At 40.7% G+C, this 5,098-nt stretch carries 5 protein-coding genes and 1 tRNA gene; all 6 read right to left on the minus strand.

All coding sequences use genetic code 11. The features are described from left to right. Positions 1 to 541: 541 nt before the first annotated feature. The 6 genes from FFR48_RS25185 to FFR48_RS25210 all read right to left on the minus strand — a co-directional run bounded on the left by FFR48_RS25185 (position 542) and on the right by FFR48_RS25210 (position 4,887). The gene (locus FFR48_RS25185) at positions 542 to 1,141 is read right to left on the minus strand and encodes a MiaE family protein (protein ID WP_096571455.1); all 600 of its coding nucleotides are present in this window, start codon (positions 1,139 to 1,141) and stop codon (positions 542 to 544) included. A gap of 111 nt (positions 1,142 to 1,252) precedes the next feature. Further along, positions 1,253 to 2,023: an SDR family oxidoreductase gene (locus FFR48_RS25190; RefSeq protein WP_137669256.1), complete on the minus strand. Its 771-nt coding sequence runs from the start codon at positions 2,021 to 2,023 to the stop codon at positions 1,253 to 1,255. A 176-nt stretch (positions 2,024 to 2,199) separates the two neighbouring features. Continuing rightward, positions 2,200 to 2,284: transfer RNA gene (locus tag FFR48_RS25195), tRNA-Ser, on the minus strand. 57 nt (positions 2,285 to 2,341) lie between these two features. Further along, complete coding sequence (locus FFR48_RS25200; RefSeq protein ID WP_137669257.1) at positions 2,342 to 3,271, minus strand: TIGR04168 family protein; 930 nt, start codon at positions 3,269 to 3,271, stop codon at positions 2,342 to 2,344. A 162-nt stretch (positions 3,272 to 3,433) separates the two neighbouring features. Next, positions 3,434 to 3,973, minus strand: a complete 540-nt coding sequence (locus FFR48_RS25205; RefSeq protein WP_137669258.1) for a WcaF family extracellular polysaccharide biosynthesis acetyltransferase — start codon at positions 3,971 to 3,973, stop codon at positions 3,434 to 3,436. A gap of 125 nt (positions 3,974 to 4,098) precedes the next feature. After that, positions 4,099 to 4,887 carry a Uma2 family endonuclease gene (locus FFR48_RS25210; RefSeq protein ID WP_137669259.1) on the minus strand — a complete coding sequence of 263 codons (789 nt, stop codon included), beginning with the start codon at positions 4,885 to 4,887 and terminating at the stop codon, positions 4,099 to 4,101. Between the last annotated feature and the right edge of the window lie 211 nt (positions 4,888 to 5,098).

The raw sequence follows: 5,098 nt of genomic DNA on the forward strand, positions 1-5,098 counted from the left end.
TGAAATCCCAAAAAATGCACACTTTTTCCGGTATACCCTTCAAAACCCTTGCACTAATTTCTGTGTTTATCAGCCTCTAACCTTTGATATATCAAGGTTTTAGGTTTATTCAGCAAACCCTAATTATCGGTTTTTACCTAAAACTATCATCCTAATGCTGATGCTTCCAGCACGCTTCGCGAACGCCCCTACATTGTTGACGCGAAACCTAAATCAAAATGTGGTTTATTTACCTGAAAATAGCTTTCCTCTCTTTCTTAAAAACCAAGGGTTATTCCTAAAAAAAATATTTAAATGTTAGTTAAATTTTTCGTTTAATTTTGTACGTCTTTCACGCGAAAATTAGCCCACATTACAAAACCGCACTGAATTTGTATTTTTTTGTGTTGTATCTTGGCAAGCTCACTGTTTTAATGTTACCAAATTTGATAGGTTATAAAACTATCTATTGGTAGATAAAGGTATGTCTTATGGTAGAATCTAGCTAAAATTAGGAGATGAGAAGAGCTAAAATTTGATGATGTTTTAATTGGATCATGTTTTAACTATGAATTCGCGGTTCTGGGTGCAAGGTTGCTAATATTTCACTTTCCACAACTGCTAATTCATCAAGTCTTTGCATCACCATTTGTCTGTCAAAATAGGTATCTGCTAAAACCCAATATGTGCCAAAATGTCGCGCTTCTGATGCCATTAAACCACGATAAAATTTAGCTAATTCTGGTTCTGGACAGTTTGCTGCTAAAAGTCCTAAACGTTCATGACTGCGTGCTTCTATTAAACCAGTAACTAATAAACTATCTAAAAATTGTTCTGGTTCTTTTTTTCTGACTTGTGCTTTTAAACCTGCACCATAGGGAGGTGGTGAAAGGGGTGCAAGGGGAATATTTCGACGTTCTAACCATTGGTTGACGAGTTCAAAATGTTCTAGTTCTTCTTTGGCGATCGCGGTTAATTCTCTCACCAGTTTAGTATTTGAAGGATAACGAAACATAAAATTTAACGCTACACCTGCGGCTTTGCGTTCACAGTGAGAATGATCGAGTAAAATAATATCTAAATTAGCGATCGCTTGTTCTATCCAAGCATCACTGGTAGGTTGTTTGAGAGCGTTGATAGTTGGTAATGGTGAACTTAGCACAATTGGTAATGGGTAATTGGTAATGGGTAATTGGTAATGGGTAATTGGTAATGGGTAATTGGTAATGGGTAATTGGTAATGGGTAAGAAAATTCTACCTATTCCATTATACCTAAATCCGATTTACTAAAGTTGCACTAGCTTGATCAACTGGCATTAATATCACTTCATTAATATTAACGTGAGCCGGTCGGGTAGCACAGAAAAATACTACATCAGCGATATCATCAGCAGTCAAAGGTTGCATTCCTTGATATACTTTTTTTGCTCGTTCCGTATCTCCGTGAAACCGCACTTGACTAAATTCTGTTTCTACCATTCCTGGATCAACGGAAGTCACCCGTACAGGAGTACCCAACAAATCTAATTTTAATCCTTCCGAAATAGCTTTAACTGCTGCTTTTGTGCCACAATAAACGTTACCACCGGGATAAGTTTGATGTCCCGCAATAGAACCGATATTAATTACATGACCTTTATTCCGTTGTACCATTCCGGGGACTATGTAACGGGTAAGGTAGAGTAAACCTTTGATATTAGTATCTATCATTTCCTCCCAGTCTTGGCAGTCGCCTTCATATAATTTATCTAAACCGCGACTTAAACCAGCGTTGTTGATTAAAATGTCAATTTCTGACCATTCGGGTGGTAAATTAGTAATAGCAGATTCAACGGATGAGCGATCGCATACATCCAACTGAAGTAAATGAGTTTCTACACCATATAATTTATTAAGTTCCCGTGCTTTTTCTTCCAACTTTTCTAAGCGTCGCGCTGCTAAAATCAATTTTGCATTTTCACGCCCAAAGACTTTAGCACAAGCAGCACCTATTCCGCTACTTGCACCGGTTATTAATATAGTTTGGGTGTTGAGAGCAATCATTTTTCACGCCTCAAAAATACTATCAAAAATTTCTCGCTTTACTCTAAAATTAACATTCCTGATTTGTTGGTACTGGTTTACCAGCCTTTACATCTACAAGATCTTTACCATTTGGTAGGACATTTTGCGCTCTTCTCTGCGCCTCAGCGTCTCTGCGTGAGATAAAAATCCTTCAACGGAGAGGGGGAGATTCGAACTCCCGGAAGCTTTCACTTCACCTGATTTCAAGTCAGGCGCAATCGACCACTCTGCCACCTCTCCAAATTATCTGTCAACTTGTTAAACACAAAAACCGACAAATAACAGTATAGCCTATAATTACGCCGTTGGCACTACTAAAGTAGAAGAATTATAAAAAATTTCTGCCGATACCACCTGGAAGTCATCATCTACCCAAACCAGGGAAGCTTTTGTTACCACACCCCCCTCTAACTCAACCAGGGAAAAATTCCGCCGTTTTCGCCCATTTTCTGAGATAATTCTGGGTACATTCGCCGCATTTAAATAAATAGTTCCCTCTGGACTTCTAAATATAGCTTTTCTTAACACCTTCTTAGTGTGGCGCAGATTTCGGTGCATATGACCAAAAGCCACCAGAGAAACCATTTTGTTCATATTGATACTTTGAGAAATCGCTGCTGCTAAGTCAGGATCACCAAAGTCACCACCAATAGGATGCCAATCTTTACCACAGGGGTCTTCAGGGCGATCGCCTAACCCCGTCGGTCCATTATGACCCAAAAAAATAATATTCTCACAAGCTGCACTTTTCACCGCTTGCACGATTTTATCTGCTGACTCTTCCATACTGCTGACACCATACCGTTGTTTACAGATATCAGCAAATCTCCACTCTGATCCACCCCAGGTAAAAGGACGACTACCCACTACTGTTAAATTCCAATCTGGAAAATCCAATTTACCATAACCGACTTGGGCAGATCCTAATAAATCTAATTGTTCCTGTACCCGGTCTTCCTTAGTGCGGTCATAAGGACATTTTTTCCGTCCCCATTCAGTGGCAGTGTACCATGCGTCGTGGTTGCCCATCACTGCTGCTTTGGGAATATCCAAGGAAGCGATCGCTCTAACCACATCCACTGACTCATTACCAAAATCTCCCACAAACAGCACTAAGTCAACACCCAGATGCTTGAGTGCGATACCATCTTCTACTTCCCATAGGTCGTGAACATCGCCAACTACAGCGATTTTCACAGGTTTTGATTGAGTTTTCTGACTGGTCATGCCACTTTAAAAAGCCATATCCATATATATATCAGGATAAGAAACTCTACCCCATTTGGAAATAAATTGGGAGCATCCCAATGAAGGAAAAAATAAACGCAAGCTCACTGACCACCACGCTCAGATACTTTGCCGAGCGTGGTTTTGACTCACTCGATTTTCTTATAACTTTCTGGGCTTAATGGCTTGTGCAGGATTTCCTGCATAAATTGTCATTGATGCTAATGATTTAACAGCTACTCCACCCAGAGTTAATACAGCACCTTTACCGACAGTCACCCCAGGTCCAATTATTGACTTAGCAGCAATCCAACTACCTTCCTCAATATAAATTGGGGCAATTTTTAATTCAAAATCAGGGTGATTCCAGTCATGATTACCTGTGCAAAGATAGACATCTTGAGATATGCAAGCATGACTTTCTATGGTCACATGAGCTAGGTTATCTATCCAAGCATTTTCACCAATCCAGACATAATCACCGACAGTTAAGCGCCAAGGAAATTTTACCCGCACTTTTGGTTTTAGGCGCACACCTTGACCAATAGTAGCTCCAAAAATGCGGAGTATCTGCACTTTGACCGATGAAATGGGTAACCAAGAACTTTGAACTAGAGGTGATCCCAGGAAGTACCAGCACAGTTGTTTCCAATAGGGTGCACCGGGGGTATAGTTACCCAGACTATAGTTATCTAATCGCATATTCGTAATAGACTTCTCCGAAAAAGATGTAGGGACAATTCATGAATTGTCCCTACGAATGGGTTTCAGGTTATGCTTATGTAATTTTCGGGCAGGTCTAATAGGAAAACGAGGATTTCCGCGCCTTAAATTTCTTCGGGATTAATCCCCATTTCTTGCAGTCTGGCGGCTAATTTAGCGGCTTTCTCTTCGGCTTGTTCAGCCCTTTGACGTTCTTGTTCAGCCCTTTGGCGTTCTTGTTCAGCCCTTTGGCGTTTTTGTTCTAATAATTCAGAACCCCAAAGAAGCAAATTACCGGATTCATCCCACCAGCGCAACCAAAAGGTTACCATTTCTGCTTTTTTACCTCTCCATACACCCAAAAACAGGTTTAAAGTTGCCAGGTAAAATCTTCCCTGTTCATCTGGGGATTGTTGCTGGTATTTACCGTCTGTTAAATGATAAACATCTAAGGTTCCGGTTTGAGGATGAAAGATCACATATACAGGGACTTTTAAAATTTGTTCATAAAAATACCATTTACCATAGGGATAATGGGGATTAATAGAATATTCTCCCCCCTCAGTAGCAGAGATAAATTCCATCACAATGGCGGGAGGTTCTCCTTCGGCGTGGGGAGTATAACTCCGGCGAACTTCTCCCTCTGGCAGGGGATGAGCTACAGGTATATAAACCCAGTCGGGGGCTTTGACGATGGTTTTGTCGCCCACTGTGGCGCATAGCCCAAAATTGGAAGCAATGAGCATGGATTCTAAGATTAATCCAGCCAGTTCTAAAGATTCTCGCAAAGCCGCAGCCAGGAGGGGTTGGAGATTACTTTCCACTGGTTCGTCTGGTAGGGGGAAATCCGCTGGCAGTTTTTCCCATCTCACAGGGGGTAATGTGTATAAGGGATGGCGTTCTATAACTGTCATGGTGTTAAGCAATGGCTGTTTATTTATTGTATTCCGTGTGGATAATTATCGACATTTCCAGGAAATCAGCACATACTTGTTTATTTAGGGTTTGCTGAAAAAGTCCCTTCGTTGAGGCAGGGAATAGGGAATAGGGAATAGGGAATAGTTTTAGCTATCTGTTATCCCCAGATTTTCTAATTTATCAGACCCAAAATGCACAGTTTTTAAG

The organism is Sphaerospermopsis reniformis, from assembly GCF_005402885.1.
GTDB classification, from domain to species: Bacteria; Cyanobacteriota; Cyanobacteriia; order Cyanobacteriales; family Nostocaceae; genus Sphaerospermopsis; species Sphaerospermopsis kisseleviana.